Raw genomic sequence first — 16917 nt, 5'->3', positions numbered from 1 at the left:
GGACTCCTCTCAGGCGAAGACGATGTTGAGGATGACGACGAGCGCGAGCCCGACACTGGCGAGCGGCACCGGGCGGCGCCACCACGGGAAGTCGGCGGCGCCCTTGTCGACGAGGTCGGCCTTCGGCGTCTCGGAGTAGACGAGCCCCTTGAGCTCCTCGTCCGGCTTCGGCGCCGTCACGAGGGAGACCACGATGCTCAGGAGCACGTCGACGACGAACGCCGCACCGGCGGCGACGAAGGAGGCGCCCTGGCCGCTGAGCGACAGTACGCCGGTGCTCGCCGAGCCGAAGGCGTCCTCGCTGAGGAACGCCACGACCACCGCCGACGCCGTGCCCGAGATCAGCCCGACCCAGCCGGCGGTCGCGGTCATCCGCTTCCAGAACATCCCCAGGATGAACGTCGCGAACAGCGGCGCGTTGAAGAACCCGAAGAGGGTCTGGAGGTAGTTCATGATGTTGGTGAAGTTCGACGCCAGCGATGCGGTGAAGATGGCGACAAGCGTCGCGGCGACCGTCGCGATCCGCCCGACCCGCAGGTAGTAGTCGTCGGAGCGGTCCTTGACGACGTACCTCTCCCAGAGGTCGTAGGAGAGGACGGTGTTGAACGCCGAGATGTTCGCCGCCATGCCCGCCATGAACGCAGCGAGCAGGCCGGTGATCGCCACGCCGAGGAGCCCGTTGGGCAGCAGGTCGCGCATCAGGTAGATGAGCGCGTCGTTGTAGGTGACGCCCTCACCCGACGCCCCGCCGGGGGCCGATCCGCCCTCTTTCACCGTGACGATCTCGGGGACGAGGACGGCGGCGAGCATGCCGGGCAGGATCGTGACGAACGGGATGAACATCTTGGGGAAGGCACCGATGATCGGCGTCGTACGTGCGGCGGTGATCGACTGCGAGGCCATCGCCCGCTGCACCTCGACGAAGTTCGTGGTCCAGTAGCCGAACGACAGCACGAAGCCGAGGCCGAAGACGATCCCGATCACCGACAGCGCGCTCGAGCTGAAGCCGGTCAGGTCGTTGCCGGGCCAGGAGTGCAGCTGGTCGGAGGCGCCCGGCACCTTGTCGGAGTGCTCGACCGCCATCTGGGTGATCCTGTCCTTGAGACCGCCCCAGCCGCCGACCTTGCGGAGCCCCACGATCGCCAGGGGTCCGAGCGCGCCGACGATCACGAAGAACTGCAGCACCTCGTTGTAGATCGCCGCCTTGAGGCCGCCGAGGGTGATGTACGACAGCACGATGGCCGCGGCCACGATCAGCGCGACCCACAGCGGCCAGCCCAGCAGCGCGTGGACGATGGCGCCGAGCAGGTAGAGGTTGATGCCGGCGATCAGCAGCTGCGCGATCGCGAAGGACAGCGCGTTGACGAGGTGGGCGCCCGTGCCGAAGCGGCGGAGCATGAACTCCGGCACCGACCGCACCTTCGAGCCGTAGTAGAACGGCATCATCACGACGCCGAGGAAGAGCATCGCCGGGATCGCGCCGATCCAGAAGTAGTGCACCGCCGGGAGGCCGTACTCCGCGCCGTTGGCCGACATGCCCATGATCTCGACCGCGCCGAGGTTGGCCGAGATGAACGCCAGCCCGGTGACCCAGGCCGGGAGTGATCGCCCCGAGAGGAAGAAGTCCACCGAGTCCGAGACGCCGCGACTGGCGAGGACGCCGATGCCGATGACGAAGATGAAGTAGATCGCGATGATGAGGTAGTCGACCGTGCTCGCCTGGATGAGTGTCTCCAGGACCGGGACGTGGATGCCGGCCATATCGACCTTTCTGTCAGTTCGACGTGCCGTCCCACTAAACCATTGCCACCCGCCGACGGCGGGCACGCACCTCCGTGGCATCACACGTGACGTCAAGTGATGTCGCTTTCTGCTTGACATGACATCACAGTGATGTCATCGTGGTGCCCATGGACATCACCCCGTACGTCGAGAGCCTGCGCCGCGACCTGCTCGCCGCCGCCGACGCGGCCGGCCCGGAGGCCCGGGCGGCCGCCGAGCGGCTGTCGTACGCCCTCGACCCGGCCGCCCGGTTGGCGCTGATGGAGGCCGTCTCCCAGGCAGCCTCCGAGATCACTGCCGAGCTGCCCAGCGGCAACGTGGACGTCCGGCTCAACGGCCGCGAGCTCGAGTTCGGCGTCCACCTCCCGCCTCCGCCCGCTCCGGCCGCCGCCCCGGCTCCGCAGCCCGAGGAGGAGGACGAGGACGAGGGCGCGACCGCCCGGATCACGCTCCGCATCCCCGAGTCCGTCAAGGCCCGCGCCGAGGAGTTCGCGGCCCGCTCCGGCAGCTCGCTCAACACCTGGGTCGTCAACGTCATCCGGGCTGCCACGCGTGAGGGCTCGATCAACGTCGACGTCGACCTCAGCTCGCTCCCGCAGTTCATCAACGACGCCATGTCGGGCTTCGACAAGTTCGACCCGTTCAGCGGCACCAGCAACAAGCGCCGCATGACCGGCTGGCTCTAGCCAGCATCACCTGACTCCGGGACCGGCGGCCCTGCCGGCCCCCTGGTCCCGCACACCCTCATCCAGGAGAAGCCATGACGCTCTACACCTTCGGTACCCCCGCGGCCATCAGGCTGTACGTCGAGCTGAGCAAGGGCCAGCTCGTCCTCACCGCGACCGACACCGACACCACGACCGTGAGCGTCGAGGGCGACGACCCCGAGAGCGTGATCGTCAAGCAGGAAGGCGAGCTGGTCAGCGTCATCGGCCCGAAGCACCGCGGGCTCTTCGACTTCGCCAGCAAGGGCCACATCGTCACCGTCACGCTGCCCGACGAGTCCGCCCTCAAGGCCCAGACCCAGAGCGCCGACGTCAGCGCCACTGGCGCCCTCGGCACCGCGCAGGTCAAGACCGGCTCGGGCGAGGTCGCGCTGGACCGGGTGTACGGTCCCGCCGACCTGGCGACCGGCTCCGGCGACGTCTCCGCCGCCCAGGTGCGCGGCCCGTTCCGCGCCAAGACCGGCTCGGGCGACGTCGAGGTCGACGAGGCGCTCGCCGACGTCTACGTCGCGACCGGCTCCGGCGACGTACGCCTCGACCGCACCACCGGCAACGTCGAGGCCAAGACCGGCTCCGGCGACCTGCGGGTCGGACACGCCGAGGGCAGCGTCTCGCTCTCCACCGGCTCCGGCGACCTCGAGGTCCGCGAGGCCGTCAGGGGACGGGTCGAGGGCAAGGGCGCCTCGGGCGACATCCGCATCGGGATCCCCGCCGGCACGCCGGTCTGGACCGACATCACCACCGTGACCGGCGAGATCCGGTCCTACGTCAAGGGCTCCGGCCAGCCGGCCGACGGCCAGGACCACGTCGAGCTCCGCGCCCGCACGGTCAGCGGCGACGTCACCGTCGTCGAGGCCTGACGAGAGCACCGGGAGGAGGACACCATGATCGACTCGATCTCCGAGCTCCAGGCGAAGTACGCCCGCGACGAGCGGCTCCGTCAGGCCGAGCAGGCGCGCCGCGCCGACGGCGTACGCCGCCCCAGGCGCGCCACCCGGCACTCCCTCGCCAGCCAGCTGCGCCGCTTCGCGGACCGGCTGGACTCCTGATGCTGCAGGAGCGGCTGGGCGTCGCTCATGCCTTCATCGCGACGCCGTGGCGCCAGTAGCCCATGAAGGCGACCTGCTGGCGCGGGAGGCCGACCTCCTTGACGAGGTGGCGGCGCAGCGCGGTGACCATGCCGGACTCGCCGGCGATCCAGGCGTACCGCCCGTCGCCGCGGCCGGGGTCCAGCGCCTCGCCCGAGGAGGAGTACGTCGGGGTCTCCCACAGGTTCGGGTCCACCTCGCCCGAGGCCGGCACCTCGGCCGGGGCCGAGAATCCCAAGAGCCCGCCGACGGCTCCGAGGGCGAGCGACCCGACCGGGGCGCCGTGGCGCGGCAGCCACTGCACGTCGATCCCCGCGGGCGCGCACACCTTCTGGACGTCGGCGGCGTCCGGCACCTCGAGGAAGGCGGTCCCCGCGGCGTCGTCCGGCAGCGACCCGAGGATCGAGCAGACCGCCGGGACGGCCGTCTCGTCGGCGACGAGGAGCAGCCGCTCGGCGTCGCCCGGCGACCACTCGATCCCGCCGAAGAGCTGCCCCCGGCGGGGTACGACGGTGAGCAGCTCGTCGCCGACCGCGGCCGTCTCCGCCCAGCCGGAGCCGGGGCCGTGGGCGCCGGGATGGAGCACGAAGTCCACCACGATCGTCGGCGCCTCGACGCTCCCCCGCACCTCCCGGATCGTGTAGGTCCGGACGTGGCCGCGCCCCTCCTCCGGCAGCGCACAGAACTCCTGCCACCAGGTGTCCTGGCCGAGGACGGGGAGGCCGGCCGGCCCGGGGAAGACGAGCTTGATCCGCTGGTCGTACGTCGGCCCGTCGGTGCCGAACTCCGCGAGCTCGTCGCCGCCCAGCTCGACGCGGACGTACGACGGCGACAGCCGCTCCACGGAGCGGACGGCGACGCGGGCGAGGAGGGGCATGTCAGGCTTCCGTCCTGTGGTGGCGCCCCATCGGGACGACGAGCGGGGTGTGGGAGACCGGGTCGGGGACGACCCGGCAGTCGAGGCCGAAGACCTGGCGGACGCACTCCTCGGTGACGACGTCGTGAGGCGTCCCCTCGGCGACGACGCTGCCATCGCGCATGGCGACGAGGTGGTCGGCGTACCTCGCGGCGAGGTTCAGGTCGTGCAGCACCATCACGACGGTGGTGCCGCGGGTCTCGCGCAGCGTCCGGAGCAGGTCGAGCAGGTCGATCTGGTGGGCGACGTCGAGGAAGGTCGTCGGCTCGTCGAGGAGCAGCAGGTCGGTCTGCTGGGCGAGCGCCATCGCGACCCACACCCGCTGCCGCTGGCCGCCGGAGAGCTCGTCGACGACCCGGTCGGCGAGGTCGAGGGTGCCGGTCAGGGTGAGCGCCTCGGCGACCGCCTCGTCGTCGGCGGCGGTCCACCGGGTCAGCGGCCCGCGGTGGGGCTGCCGGCCGCGGCCGACGAGGTCGACGACGGTGATCCCCTCCGGCGCGACCGGCGACTGCGGCAGCAGGCCGAGCGTCCGCGCGACCTCCTTCGTCGGCTGCCGGTGGACGGCGCGCCCGTCGAGGAGCACGGCGCCGGCCGTCGGCCGGAGCAGCCGGGCCATGCCGCGCAGCAGCGTCGACTTGCCGCAGCCGTTGGGGCCGACGACGACCGTGGTGGCGGCGTCCGGGATCTGTAGGGTCACGCCGCGGACGACTGGGCGGCCGGTGTACCCCAGGGTCACCTCCTCCGCCGCCAGTCGCGACGTCGACGGCGTCGGGCTCCCGGCGTGCGCCTGCGGCGGATCGGTCAGAGCGGTCATGCGGACCTCCTTCCGGTACGGCCGCTCGCCAGCAGCCAGAGCAGGAACGGGGCACCGAAGGCGCCCGTGACGACACCGACGGGCAGGTTGGTGTCTGGAATGGCGTACGCCGCCGGATAGCTCGCCCCTACCATGACGACCGCCCCCACGAGGGCCGCGCCGGCAAGCGTCGTACGCCCGCCGTTGAGAGCGCGCGCGATCGGCCCGGCGGCGAAGGCGACGAACGCGACCGGACCGGCGGCGGCCACCCCGAGCGCGGTGAGCAGGACGGCGAGGAGGAGCAGCAGGTCGGTACGCCGGCCGGTGACCCCGAGCCCGGCGGCCACGTCGGTGCCGAGCTCGAGGGTCCGCTGCGTCCGCGCGGTGAGCGCGACCAGCGGCAGCAGCACGACGAGCGCGACCGCGAGGATCCGTACGGTCGGCCAGTCGGCGGCGCTGAGGCTGCCGGTCATCCAGCGCAGCGCGAGCTGGGCGTCGTACTCGTCGGCGCGGGTGAAGAGGTACTGGATCACCGCCAGCAGTGCCGCCGCCGCGGTGACGCCGACGAGCACCAGGCGGTAGCCGCCGTCCCCGCCGGCGACCAGCCGGATCAGCGCCGCGACCAGGACGGCGCCGAGGACGCCGGCCGCGCTGAGGGCGAGGCCGGAGAGGCCGAGGACGACGATGCCGAAGACCGCCGCGGCGCTGGCGCCGGTGCTGATCCCGAGCATGTCCGGGCTGGCGAGCGGGTTGCGGAGAGTGCTCTGGAAGACCGCGCCGGCCGTCCCGAACGCGAGGCCGACGAGCACCGCGAGCAGCGCCTGCGGAAGCCGGGACTCCATCAGGATGAAGGTCGCGCCCGGGATGTCCTTGCCGCCCAGGATCGCGAGGAAGTCGGGGAAGGTGATGATGTAGTCACGCCCGCCGAGGACACAGAGGAAGAAGAGCGCGACGAGCACCGCCCCGAGGCCGCCGACCACGAGCGCGAGACGTCGCCGCGGCCTCCGCCGGGCGCGGCGTACGACGGCGGTCGGCTCGACCAGGTGGAGCGTGCTCACAGGGCCATCCGTCCGCGTCGCAGGAACCAGCAGAAGACGGGTACGCCGACGACCGCGGTCATGATCCCGACCTGGACCTCGGTCGGGGGCAGCACCACCCGGCCGACCACGTCGGCGAGGAGCACCAGCGCGGCGCCGTACCCGATCGAGAGCGGGAGCACCCGCGTGTAGGCGCTGCCGACGAGCGTCCGGACCGCGTGCGGGACGACCAGGCCGACGAACGCGACCGGGCCGGCCAGGGCGGTGGCGGTGCCGGCGAGCAGGACGACGGCGAGCCCGATGACCAGCCGGTCGACCGCCGTGCGGCGCCCGAGCCCACGGGCGAGGTCGTCGCCCAGCGCGAGGGTGTCGAGTGTGCGCGCGCCCGCGAGCGCCAGCAGCGCGCCCACCCCGAGGAACGGCAGCCCGGTGGCCACCACGTCCCAGCCGCGGCCGCCGATGGTGCCCACCTGCCAGCCGCGGAAGACGTCGAACGTCTGCTTGTCGGTGAGGAGCACCCCGCTGGTCCAGCTGGCCACGCCCGCCGACAGGGCGGCCCCCGCGAGCACGAGCTTCGCGGGGGTCGCGCCGTCGCGGCCGAACGAGGCCACCGTGTGGACCAGCACCGCTGCCGCCGCCGCCCCGACGAACGCGAACCAGAGGTAGGAGTGCAGCGAGCTGACACCGAAGACCGAGACGGCGAGCACCATCGCGAACGACGCCCCGGCGTTGACCCCGAGCAGCCCCGGGTCGGCGAGCGGGTTGCGGGTGAGCCCCTGCAGGCAGCCGCCGGCGAGCGCGAGCGCGGCGCCGACCAGCAGCCCCAGTACGGTGCGCGGCAGCCGGGCCTGGAGGATCGCCTGCCCGACCGAGCCGTCGTGGAACAACTCGGTCGGCGCGACCATCCGGGAGCCGACGAGCACGGAGGCGACCACCGCGACCAGCAGCACGGCGCCGAGGAGCCCGACGGCGTACCTGCCCCGGCGCGGTGTGGCGGGCCGCGCCGGGGTCAGTCGTGGGGCCGCGGTGACCGTCACTGGCCCTCGACGGCCTTCGCGACGTTCGGCACGAAGTGCTTCATGGCGTACGGCACCGAGAGCGGCGTCGGGACACCGGCGGCGTTGGAGGCGACGTTGTCGGTGGAGGCCCACATGTGGCCGCTCTTGACCGCCGGGATCTGCCCGATCAGCTTGTCATCGGCGTAGGTCTTGGCGTCACTGTCCTTCACGGCGTAGGTGAAGAGGAAGTCCGACTTCAGGTCGGCCGCGCGCTCGGCGGAGACGGTCCCGTAGAAGGAGTTCTTCGGGCTGATCTTCTCGATGATCGGGGCGTCCTCCATGCCGATGGCCCGCAGGAAGGTGGGGCGCAGGTCGCTCGGCGTGTAGTACGAGATCTGGGAGAGATCGGTGGTCGCGAGCGCCGCCCAGATGAAGGTCTTGCCCTGGATCTGCGGGTACTCCTCGCGGGCCTTCGTGAACTCCGCCTCGGTCTCCTTCTCGAGCTGTCCGGCGAGCTCGGTCCGGCCGACCGCCTTCCCGGTCATCTCCAGCGACTGCTGCCAGGTGGTCATCCACGGCTTGCCCGGGTACGCGACGACCGGGGCGATCTTGGAGAGCTTGGTGTACTGCGCCTTGGTGATCCCCGAGAGGGTCGCGAGGATCAGGTCCGGGTCCAGCTTCGCGACCTCGTCCACCGGGATGTCGTCGGTCTCGTCGATGAGCGTCGGCATCGTGCCGCCGAGCTCCTTCAGCTTGGCGTCGAACCACGGGGTGGTGCCGTGCGCGTTGCCGCCCCAGGTGACCTTCTGGATCCCGACCGGGACGACGCCGAGCGCGAGCAGCATGTCCTGGTCGCTGGACCCGATCGAGACGATGCGCTTCGGCTCGCTCTCGATCGTGGTCTCGCCGTACGCGTGCTTGATCGTGACGGGGAAGGCGTCGGCGTCCACCGAGCTCGCGGCCGACGGCGTGCCCGTCGCGCCGTCGGTGGAGCCGGTGGAGCAGCCGGCCAGCGCGCCGGCCCCGAGCAGCAGCGCGGCCGCGGCCAGCAGGACCGCGGTCTTCGTACGACGGATCACGGGTCCGCCTCTCTAATTAGGTCAGGCTTACTTAGGGAAGCCTAACCCAACCTGCTGAGGCGTTGGCAAGCGATTCGTCAGATCTTCGTGCGGTGGAAGTTCTGGTAGGACCGCGACGGCGTCGGACCGCGCTGGCCCTGGTAGCGCGAGCCGTACTTCTCCGAGCCGTACGGGCTCTGCGCCGGCGAGGAGAGCCGGAAGAAGCAGAACTGCCCGATCTTCATCCCCGGATAGAGCTTGATCGGCAGCGTCGCGACGTTGGCGAGCTCGAGCGTGACGTGGCCGGAGAAGCCCGGGTCGACGAAGCCGGCGGTCGCGTGGGTGAGCAGCCCGAGCCGGCCGAGCGAGCTCTTGCCCTCGACCCTCGCGGCGAGGTCGTCGGGCAGGCTGACCGCCTCGTACGTCGACCCCAGCACGAACTCCCCCGGGTGCAGGATGAACGGCTCGTCGCCCTCCGGCTCGACCTGCCGGGTCAGGTCCGACTGGTCCGCGGCGGGGTCGATGTGGGGGTACTTGTGGTTCTCGAAGACGCGGAAGTAGCGGTCGAGGCGTACGTCGATCGACGACGGCTGCAGCATCGACTCGTCCCACGGGTCCATGACGATCCGGCCGGACTCGATCTCCGTCAGGATGTCCTTGTCGCTCAGGATCACGCCGACAACCTACCCGCGACCGGCCGGTGTCGAGCCCGTCCGCGCCACAGGGAGAATGGGGCCATGGTCCTCGACGCGCTCATCCCCGGCAGCTTCCACCGCTACGTCGCGATCGGGGACTCGTTCACGGAGGGCGTGGGCGACCCGGATCCGAGCCGGCCCAACGGCGTACGCGGCTGGGCCGACCGTGTCGCCGAGGTGCTCGCGGCCCACGACCCGGCCTTCCGCTACGCCAACCTCGCGATCCGCGGCCGCAAGCTGCGCGCGATCGTCGAGGAGCAGCTCGAGCCCGCCGTACGCATGCAGCCGGACCTCGTCACCCTGTACGCCGGCGCCAACGACATCCTGCGCCCGCGGGTCGACCTCGACGCGCTGATGACGGAGTACGACGCCGCCGTCGGCAAGCTCACCGGCACCGGCGCCCGGGTGCTGCTGTTCACCGCGTTCGGGGCCCGCTCGTCGGCCTTCTACAGGCCGCTGCGGGGCCGGTTCGCCTACTACAACGAGCTCGTCCGCGAGATCGCCGACCGGCACGGCGCGACCCTCGTCGACTACTGGCGGATGAGCGAGTACGACGACTGGGGCTACTGGGACACCGACCGGCTGCACATGGCCACACCCGGCCACGAGCTGATGGCCATCAAGGTGCTCGACGTCCTCGGCGTCAAGCACGGGCTGCCCGTTCCCGCGCCGCTGCGCCGGCCGGTCCTCAGCCGCGCCGAGCAGCGCGCCGCGAACTGGGAGTGGACGAAGGAGCACGCCGGGCCCTGGGTGAAGCGGCGTCTCACCGGCCGCTCCTCGGGCGACGGACTCAGCCCGAAGTACCCCGATCCCGCCCCGCTCCCCGGATCGCTTTCCGGTCCGCTCGGATCGTGAGGTAGCATCCTCGGCGCCCGCTGAAACGGGCAGTGCGGATGTAGCTCAGTTGGTAGAGCGCGACCTTCCCAAGGTCGATGTCGCGAGTTCGAGCCTCGTCATCCGCTCCGGTGAACGGCCGGGTCCACACGGACCCGGCCGTGAGTCATTTCCGCCCCGCCCGCGCCGGGAGCCGCCGACGACCGCCCCGGACCGAGCTGGCTGTTACACCTGTGACTATTGCGATTTCTGTGACTTGTGGGTCAGTCTGAGAAGGCTCACCGCCTGACTCGGGAGAAGGACCATGTCTCGAAACCGCACCATCGTCGTGCCGCTGGTCGCCCTCGCCGCGCTCCTCGCCGCCGCGCCGTTCCTGCCGCGCGGCATCCACGACGAGGGCGCGATCAGCCCGTCGGCCCAGCCGGCGTACGCCCCTCGTACGGCGACGGCCGCCGGCCCGACGACGGTGACGGCCGCGATGCGGCGCGAGATCGACGCCGTGGTCGCGGCCGGCCGCGTACGCCTCCCCCGGCCGGTCACCGCCGCTGCGCGCGCACGTGCGGTGAGGTCGGTGGTGAGATGCGCCGAGCTCGAGGGGCAGCGCTACTGCCTGGGCGTCGGCTGGACCACCGAGTCGCCCAGGGCGGTGCGCACCGGGATGATCCGCGCGCTCGAGCGCCCGCGTACGACGGCGGGCACCGGCGACGCCGATGCACGGACGGTGCTGAGCCGCCTGATGGCGGGTACGCCGGCGGCCCGCGCCGCCCGGGACCGCGCCGAGCTCACCTCGGCCGCGCGCTCTGTCGCGAAGGTCTGGCTGCTCCGCCACGAGCTCCAGGGCGTCCCGCTGCCGACCGGCTTCCTCGACCGCCACCCCGAGGCCCGGGTGGCCGTCGCCGCCGGCACCCGCCCGAAGGCGACGACGTACCCGAAGCACAAGTGGATCCTGAACCCCAAGCACACCGCGGCGCAGACCCGGACGTACTGGTGCGGGCCGACCGCCGCACAGATGATCGTGTGGGGCTGGCGCGACAAGCACCGCTCCCAGAAGCACTGGGCCGAGCGTCTCGGGACGACCACGGCGGGCACGGCCATCTCCGCGATGGTCAGGGTGGTCAACAACAACACCGGCTGGGACAACCAGTGGCACGCCGGGAAGTACATCGTCCTCGACATCAAGGGGTGGAGCTACAACCAGTGGTGGAAGCTCATCAAGAAGCACATCAGCGCCTACACCGCCCCGGTGGTGCTCCACCCGATCCTGCTCAAGAAGTACTACCCCTACCTCGACGACGACGCCTCCGGACACTTCCAGGTCGGCCGCGGCTACAAGACCCTCGACAAGAAGCCGGACCTGATCGGCTACTTCGAGCCGTGGAACCAGCAGCGCTTCGACCCCTCCGAGCCCTACATCGCCCGCTCGCAGTGGCGGGTCGCCACGCGCAGCTACCGCGCCAACGAGGCGCACTTCCAGCACAACATCGGCGTCTGATGCGCGGCCCCCGCCTGGCCGGTCTCCTGATCGTCGTCGCCGTCGGTACGACGGCCGCAGGCTGCTCCTCGGACGACGACTCGCCGCACTCGGCGGCGTCGCCCGGCGCCGCCGCGACGCCGAGCGCGTCGGCGAGCACGGCTCCGAGCGCCACGCCGAGCACGACCCCGACCGCGTCGGGACCGACCACCACGCCGACGCCGACGACCGCCCCGCTCGCCTGGAGGAAGATCGACGAGAGCGCCGAGGACACCGTCGTCACCACCGGGCGGTGGACGCTGCGGGTGCCGCAGTCGGGGCGGTCGTTCTCGCTCGACGGCCCCGGCCGCGGCGAGGGCGGCCAGGCCGCGAGCCGCTTCCACTTCGTCGACGCGCTGCTCGACGACGACTGGGCGGTCGTCGTCGCCCAGGACAAGCAGGAGACCCTCCCGCAGCGCGCGACCGTGGTCGACCTGAACGCGAAGACGTTCAAGACCTGGACGATCGACGGGTCGTCCGACGTACCGACCGCGACCGGCGGCTCGTGGGCGCTGTACGGCGACAGGCTGGTGCACGCGACGCTCGACGGCCGCCGCTACTGCCAGGCGCGGGTCGACATCACGAGCCGCAGCAGCACGGTCGGCTGGTGCGCCCCGCCGCGCAACGGCTGGAACAGCCCGGTCATCGGAGCCGACGGCGAGGCGATGCTGACGTTCGACGCCCACCACCCGTCATGCCGCACCGTCGTCACCGTCGACGGCGCGACCATCACGCCGTTCCCCGACGTAGCCCGGTGCAAGGGCGCGCAGGGCGCGCTGCTCGGCGACGGCCGGGTGTGGAGCGTCGTGCCGAACGAGCACCGGTACGAGGCGGTCGAGGTCTACGCGACGACGGCCGACGGCATCGCCGACCTCGGTCCGGGCGTCAACGGCACGCTGACGGTCTGCGGCGACGCGGTCCTCTGGGCCGCCGACCCCGAGACCGACAACGGCCCGGCCCGGCTGATGCGGTGGGACGGCAGCACGCTCTCCACGGCGTACGAGTCCGGACGGGGCGCCGCGTTCCTCGGTCCACCCGAGTGCGCCGGCTCCGCCCTGACCGTCGCGTCGTTCTCCGACTCCGGGGACGAGCAGGTCACCGCACCAGTGGGTTGAGCCGCCAGCTCCGGCCGGTCGAGTCGCCAGTTCCGGCCCGTTCAGTCGCCAGTTCCAGCGGTTACCGGGGGTTGCGAGGATCAGGGTTCCTGACCCGAGCGCTGTTAAGGTTGCATTTCGTCATTTCTCTTCCAGGTGAACGACGCGCAAAGGATCGGTGACATGCCCACGGGATCGAGTCGCCGGTTCACCGACGCTCGCGTACCCGATCCCGGGATCGCCGAGCTGTTCTCCACGAAGAGCCGGCTGCAGGCCCGGCTCCGTGTCGAGGCCGCGCTCGCCCGCGCCGAGGCGGCGCTGGACGTGATCCCGGCCGAGGCCGGCGAGGTGATCGCCGAAGCGGCCGACCTGGACCGGCTCGACCTCGACCGGATCGAGGACGGCACCGCTGCCCACAGCCACCCGCTGACCCCGCTCCTCGACGAGCTCTCCCGCGTCGTCGGCGCCGAGCACGGCGGCTGGGTCCACTGGGGGGCGACGACGCAGAACATCACCCAGACCGCCGACCTGCTGCTGCTCCGCGAGGCCCACGGCCGGATCCTCGACCTGCTCGGCGACCTGCTGCGCGCGCTCTCGAAGCTCGCGGACGACAGCGCCGAGGTCCCCATGCCCGGCCGCACCCACAGCCAGCACGCCGTCCCGATCACGTTCGGCTTCAAGGTCGCGATGTGGATCGACGAGCTCGCCAGCCACGTCGACCGGCTCCAGCGGCTCGAGGACCGGCTCTTCCGGCTGCTCCTCGGCGGCGCGGTCGGCACGATGGCCTCCTTCGGTGACCGCGGCCGGGATATCGAGGCCCAGGTCGCGCGGCTGCTCGACCTCGCGCCGATGCCCGTGCCCTCGCGCGCGACCAACGACGGGATGGTCGAGTACGTCACCGTGCTCGGCCTGCTCGCCGGCACGGCCGGCAAGATCGCCAAGGACGTCTACGCGATGATGCAGCCGGAGTTCGGCGAGGCGTTCGAGCCGATCCCCGACGGCACCATCGGCAGCTCGACGATGCCCCACAAGCGCAACCCGCAGCTCACCCTCGACGTGATGACCGCCTCCGCCCAGCTGCGCGGCCTCGTCGCGCCGGCGCTGGAGTCGATGCTCCACGACCACGAGGCGAACGGCGGCATGACCGGGCTGCTCGAGGAGACCGTCGCGCAGGCGAGCGTCCTCGCCGGCGACGTACTCACCCGCCTCGTCGTCATCGCCGGCGGCCTCGAGCTCGACACCGACCGGATGCGGGCGAACCTCGCCCTGTCGGGCGGACTGATCGGGTCGGAGTCGCTGATGCTGCAGCTCGGTGAGCGGATCGGACGCGACCGGGCCCACGAGATCGTCTACGACCTCGCCCAGGAGGCCGCGGTCACCGGCCGCGACTTCGCCGGCCTGCTCGGGCGGGACGAGACCGTCGCCGGACACTTCTCCCCCGCCGAGATCGACCGCCTGCTCGATCCCGCCCACCACCTCGGCGAGAGCGCCGCCACCGCCCGCGCCATGGCCGAGCACGCCCGCCGGGTCGCCGACCGCCTCCAGATCGGCGAGGTCTGACCGGCCGGACACACCACTGTCCGCGCGGGCTCGTAGGGTGACCGCGTGGGTTTCGAAGGCTTTCCCGTCGCCGCACTGGACTTCTACGACGACCTCGAGGTCGACAACACCAGGTCGTTCTGGCAGGCCCACAAGCACCTGTACGACGAGGCCGTGCTCGCGCCGATGAAGGCGCTGACCGCCGCGCTGGAGGAGGAGTTCGGGAGCGCCAAGATCTTCCGGCCCTACCGCGACGTCCGGTTCGCGAAGGACAAGACGCCCTACAAGACCCACCAGGGCGCGTTCGTCCGCGTCGCCGACCACACCGGCTACTACGTCGAGGTGTCGCCGCGCGGGGTCCGCACGGGCGGCGGCTGCTACTGGTTCGAGTCACCCCGCCTTTCGGCGTACCGCGACGCCGTCGTCCACGACACCTACGGGGCCGAGCTCGAGAAGCGGCTCGCCGTGCTGGAGAAGAAGGGGTACGACGTCACCGGCGAGCGGCTCAAGACCGCACCCCGTGGCTACGACAAGGACCACCACCGCATCGAGCTGCTCCGCCACAAGTCACTCGCCGCCGGCCGCTCGCTCGGCTTCGAGCCGGTCATCCACACCGCGGCCCTGCTCGACGAGGTCCGCCGGGACTGGCGCGCCGTACGCCCGCTGGTGGAGTGGATCACCGAGCACACCGCCGGGGCCTGAGCCGCGGCGTCAGCCCGCCCGGCACTTTCGCACGTGTGCGGGAAAATGCCAGGCCAAGGAGGGCCGGAACGCCGCAAGTTCCCACAGTTGTGCGGAAGTGCCGGGCGGGCGTACCGAACCTCAGGCATATCGGGAGCCGAACGATCCTGGCCGGGGGGTGCCTTGCGACCCTCAAGTGGCCTCCTTATGATTGAAGTTACTGGTCAGTAGCGGCTCATGGGGTGCTTCACGCGCTGACCAGCCTCCCGAACCGACACAGAAGGTGGAGCAGTGAGCCACTACAAGAGCAATCTGCGCGACATCGAGTTCAACCTCTTCGAGGTCCTCGGCCGCGACAAGATCCTCGGCGCCGGCCCGTTCGCAGAGCTCGATGCCGACACGGCGCGAGAGATCCTCGCCGAAGTCGACCGGGTCGCGCGCGAGGACCTCGCCGCTTCGTTCGAGGACAGCGACCGCAACCCGCCGGTCTTCGATCCCACGACGAACACCGCGCCGGTCCCCGCAGCGTTCAAGAAGAGCTACGACACGTGGATGGACTCCGGCTTCTGGAGCCTGCAGGCCCCCGCCGAGGTCGGCGGCACGGCCGCCCCGTCCTCGCTGGTGTGGTCCACCGCCGAGCTCGTGCTCGGCGCCAACGCGCCGATCTGGATGTACGGCGCCGGCCCGTTCTTCTCCTCCGTCGTCCACCGCAACGGCACCGACCGCGACAAGCGGATCGCCGAGATCATGGTCGAGCGGCTCTGGGGCGCCACGATGGTGCTGACCGAGCCCGACGCGGGCTCCGACGTCGGCTCGGGCCGCACGAAGGCCACGCTCAACGAGGACGGCACCTGGAACATCTCGGGCGTCAAGCGCTTCATCACTTCTGCGGAGTCCGACCTGCAGGAGAACATCATGCACCTCGTCCTCGCCCGCCCCGAGGGCGTCGAGGGCGCGGGCGGCCCGGGCACCAAGGGGCTCTCGCTCTTCCTCGTCCCGAAGTACCACTTCGATCTCGAGACCGGTGAGCTCACCGGCGAGCGCAACGGCGTCTACGTCACCAACGTCGAGCACAAGATGGGCATCAAGGTCTCCAACACCTGTGAGCTCACCTTCGGCGACCCGCAGGTCGGTGGCGGGGAGCCTGCGAAGGGCTGGCTGCTCGGCGAGGTCCACGACGGCATCGCGCAGATGTTCCAGGTCATCGAGAACGCCCGCATGATGGTCGGCACCAAGGCGATCGCGACGCTCTCGAGCGGCTACCTCAACGCCCTTGAGTACGCCAAGCAGCGCGTCCAGGGCGCCGACCTCACCAACCCCGCGAAGACGGCCCCGCGCGTCACGATCACCCACCACCCCGACGTACGCCGCTCGCTGCTCGTGCAGAAGTCGTTCGCCGAGGCGATGCGGTCGCTGGTCCTCTACACCGCGTCCTGGCAGGACCAGGTCCAGCTCGCCGAGGCTGAGGGCCGGGAGGACCAGCTGGCCGAGGCGGTCAACGACCTGCTGCTGCCGATCGTGAAGGGCTACGGCTCGGAGCGCTCGTGGACGATCCTCGGCACCGAGTCGCTGCAGACCTTCGGCGGCTCCGGCTTCCTGCAGGACTACCCCATCGAGCAGTACGTCCGCGACGCCAAGATCGACACCCTCTACGAGGGCACCACGGCGATCCAGGGCCAGGACTTCTTCTTCCGCAAGATCGTCAAGAACCAGGGCCAGGCGCTCGGCCACCTCGCCGGCGAGATCAAGACCTTCCTCGAGAACGAGGGTGGCAACGGCCGACTCAAGGAGAGCCGCGAGCTGCTCGCCACCGCGCTCGAGGACGCCAACGCGATCGTGGGCCACATGTTCAACGACCTGATGGCCTCCGACCCAAGCTCGGGCGACATCCGCAACGTCTACAAGGTCGCCCAGAACACCAGCCGCCTCCTCATGGTCATCGGCGACGTGGTCTGCGCCTGGCTCCTGCTGCGCGGCGCGGAGGTCGCGCTCGAGAAGCTCGGGACGGTGACCCTCCCTCAGGACAAGGACTTCTACGAGGGCAAGGTCGCCGCTGCGCAGTTCTTCGCGGCCTACAACCTGCCCAAGGTCTCCGCCGAGCGCGCGATCGCCGAGGCGGTCGACAACTCGATCATGGACCTCCCGGAGTCTGCGTTCTGACCTGACC

The 16917-nt window shown here is 71.1% G+C and carries 16 protein-coding genes and 1 tRNA gene; 10 read left to right on the top strand and 7 right to left on the bottom strand.

Annotation, left to right across the window (positions count from 1 at the left end; all coding sequences use genetic code 11):
- Window positions 1-9 precede the first annotated feature (9 nt).
- Window positions 10-1761: a sodium:solute symporter family protein gene (locus ABLE53_RS07570; RefSeq protein ID WP_348858162.1), complete on the bottom strand. Its 1752-nt coding sequence runs from the start codon at window positions 1759-1761 to the stop codon at window positions 10-12.
- Between the two features lie 149 nt (window positions 1762-1910).
- On the opposite strand from ABLE53_RS07570, the gene ABLE53_RS07565 reads away from it, so the two are divergent.
- The 3 genes from ABLE53_RS07565 (at window position 1911) to ABLE53_RS07555 (ending at window position 3556) form a co-directional block, all read left to right on the top strand.
- The gene (locus tag ABLE53_RS07565; RefSeq protein ID WP_348858161.1) at window positions 1911-2468 is read left to right on the top strand and encodes a toxin-antitoxin system HicB family antitoxin; all 558 of its coding nucleotides are present in this window, start codon (window positions 1911-1913) and stop codon (window positions 2466-2468) included.
- A gap of 74 nt (window positions 2469-2542) precedes the next feature.
- A complete protein-coding gene (locus ABLE53_RS07560) occupies window positions 2543-3367 on the top strand; it encodes a DUF4097 family beta strand repeat-containing protein (RefSeq protein WP_348858160.1) in 825 nt (274 codons plus the stop codon).
- Between the two features lie 24 nt (window positions 3368-3391).
- Entirely contained in the window at window positions 3392-3556 is a 165-nt protein-coding gene (locus ABLE53_RS07555; RefSeq protein ID WP_348858159.1) for a hypothetical protein, read from the top strand.
- 25 nt (window positions 3557-3581) lie between these two features.
- Here the strand turns inward: ABLE53_RS07555 and ABLE53_RS07550 are convergent, their stop codons facing one another.
- The 6 genes from ABLE53_RS07550 to dcd form a co-directional block, all read right to left on the bottom strand.
- Window positions 3582-4472: a siderophore-interacting protein gene (locus ABLE53_RS07550; RefSeq protein WP_348858158.1), complete on the bottom strand. Its 891-nt coding sequence runs from the start codon at window positions 4470-4472 to the stop codon at window positions 3582-3584.
- A 1-nt stretch (window position 4473) separates the two neighbouring features.
- Complete coding sequence (locus ABLE53_RS07545; protein ID WP_348858157.1) at window positions 4474-5325, bottom strand: ABC transporter ATP-binding protein; 852 nt, start codon at window positions 5323-5325, stop codon at window positions 4474-4476.
- Window positions 5322-6362 (bottom strand): FecCD family ABC transporter permease, encoded by a 1041-nt coding sequence (locus ABLE53_RS07540; protein ID WP_348858156.1) that lies wholly within the window; start codon window positions 6360-6362, stop codon window positions 5322-5324. Before ABLE53_RS07540 ends, ABLE53_RS07545 begins: the two co-directional genes overlap by 4 nt.
- Window positions 6359-7378: a FecCD family ABC transporter permease gene (locus ABLE53_RS07535; protein ID WP_348858154.1), complete on the bottom strand. Its 1020-nt coding sequence runs from the start codon at window positions 7376-7378 to the stop codon at window positions 6359-6361. The genes ABLE53_RS07540 and ABLE53_RS07535 overlap by 4 nt, the downstream gene beginning before the upstream one ends.
- Window positions 7375-8418 carry an iron-siderophore ABC transporter substrate-binding protein gene (locus ABLE53_RS07530; RefSeq protein ID WP_348858153.1) on the bottom strand — a complete coding sequence of 348 codons (1044 nt, stop codon included), beginning with the start codon at window positions 8416-8418 and terminating at the stop codon, window positions 7375-7377. The genes ABLE53_RS07535 and ABLE53_RS07530 overlap by 4 nt, the downstream gene beginning before the upstream one ends.
- 77 nt (window positions 8419-8495) lie before the next feature.
- The gene (dcd, locus tag ABLE53_RS07525; RefSeq protein WP_348858152.1) at window positions 8496-9071 is read right to left on the bottom strand and encodes a dCTP deaminase; all 576 of its coding nucleotides are present in this window, start codon (window positions 9069-9071) and stop codon (window positions 8496-8498) included.
- A 63-nt stretch (window positions 9072-9134) separates the two neighbouring features.
- Here dcd and ABLE53_RS07520 point away from each other — a divergent pair, with 63 nt between their 5' ends.
- The 7 genes from ABLE53_RS07520 to ABLE53_RS07490 all read left to right on the top strand — a co-directional run bounded on the left by ABLE53_RS07520 (window position 9135) and on the right by ABLE53_RS07490 (window position 16910).
- Window positions 9135-9947, top strand: coding sequence for an SGNH/GDSL hydrolase family protein (locus tag ABLE53_RS07520; RefSeq protein ID WP_348858151.1), 813 nt, complete (start codon window positions 9135-9137; stop codon window positions 9945-9947).
- Window positions 9948-9981: 34 nt separating this feature from the next.
- Window positions 9982-10054: transfer RNA gene (locus ABLE53_RS07515), tRNA-Gly, on the top strand.
- A 176-nt stretch (window positions 10055-10230) separates the two neighbouring features.
- Complete coding sequence (locus tag ABLE53_RS07510) at window positions 10231-11418, top strand: C39 family peptidase (protein WP_348858150.1); 1188 nt, start codon at window positions 10231-10233, stop codon at window positions 11416-11418.
- Window positions 11418-12551: a hypothetical protein gene (locus ABLE53_RS07505; RefSeq protein ID WP_348858149.1), complete on the top strand. Its 1134-nt coding sequence runs from the start codon at window positions 11418-11420 to the stop codon at window positions 12549-12551. Before ABLE53_RS07510 ends, ABLE53_RS07505 begins: the two co-directional genes overlap by 1 nt.
- 162 nt (window positions 12552-12713) lie before the next feature.
- Window positions 12714-14090 (top strand): class-II fumarase/aspartase family protein, encoded by a 1377-nt coding sequence (locus ABLE53_RS07500; RefSeq protein ID WP_348858148.1) that lies wholly within the window; start codon window positions 12714-12716, stop codon window positions 14088-14090.
- Window positions 14091-14135: 45 nt separating this feature from the next.
- Window positions 14136-14771, top strand: coding sequence for a DUF2461 domain-containing protein (locus ABLE53_RS07495; protein WP_348858147.1), 636 nt, complete (start codon window positions 14136-14138; stop codon window positions 14769-14771).
- A gap of 270 nt (window positions 14772-15041) precedes the next feature.
- Window positions 15042-16910 carry an acyl-CoA dehydrogenase gene (locus ABLE53_RS07490; RefSeq protein WP_348858146.1) on the top strand — a complete coding sequence of 623 codons (1869 nt, stop codon included), beginning with the start codon at window positions 15042-15044 and terminating at the stop codon, window positions 16908-16910.
- Window positions 16911-16917 lie beyond the last annotated feature (7 nt).

It is taken from the genome of Nocardioides asiaticus (assembly GCF_040049175.1).
Taxonomy (GTDB): domain Bacteria; phylum Actinomycetota; class Actinomycetes; order Propionibacteriales; family Nocardioidaceae; genus Nocardioides; species Nocardioides cheoyonin.
Note: the sequence above shows the minus strand (reverse complement) of the source record. Positions and strands in the feature narration are given on the sequence as shown.